This is a genomic window from Streptomyces sp. BE303 (genome assembly GCF_036290945.1).
Classification (GTDB): domain Bacteria; phylum Actinomycetota; class Actinomycetes; order Streptomycetales; family Streptomycetaceae; genus Kitasatospora.
Genome location: NZ_JAQYWZ010000495.1, coordinates 1 through 509 on the forward strand (window position 1 = coordinate 1; position 509 = coordinate 509).

Annotated in this window: 1 protein-coding gene; it reads right to left on the bottom strand. The window is 77.2% G+C overall.

Annotation, left to right across the window (positions count from 1 at the left end; genetic code table 11):
- Positions 1-175: 175 nt before the first annotated feature.
- Positions 176-439: a hypothetical protein gene (locus tag PUR56_RS10810; protein ID WP_329948718.1), complete on the bottom strand. Its 264-nt coding sequence runs from the start codon at positions 437-439 to the stop codon at positions 176-178.
- Positions 440-509 lie beyond the last annotated feature (70 nt).

Below are 509 nucleotides of genomic sequence, written 5' to 3' on the forward strand. Positions count from 1 at the left end.
CCCCCCCCCCCCCCCCCCCCCCCCCCCCCCCCCCCCCCCCCCCCCCCCCCCCCCCCCCCCCCCCCCCCCCCCCCCCCCCCCCCCCCCCCCCCCCCCCCCCCCTATTTAGCCAGAGCGGGTCGACCCCGGCCCGTTCGAACGCCTCCCACGACGTCTCCAAGATCGGAAGAGCACACTACTGAACACCAGTCACCAATAAACATCGCGAGTGCCGTAAGAGGCCGTTCGGGGTCAGCCGGGTCCGGCGCGCCTCGGCGGGCGAGAGGTCCGCCAGCCGCAGCGCGAGCGGCAGCCGGCCGGTCACGGTCACCTCGCGGTCCGACGCCCGCTCCTCCGGCAGGTCGGCCAGCACCGACGCCGGCCGCAGCACGCCGGACTCGGCGGCGAACCGGTCCCACCGCACGTCCGCGACGACCACCGCCGGCTCGCCACCGCCCACCGGGGAGAACGGATCAGCACTCGCGTGACCGGCGGTCAACAGTTAGAGGCGCGAGAGGCGGCACAGCGGG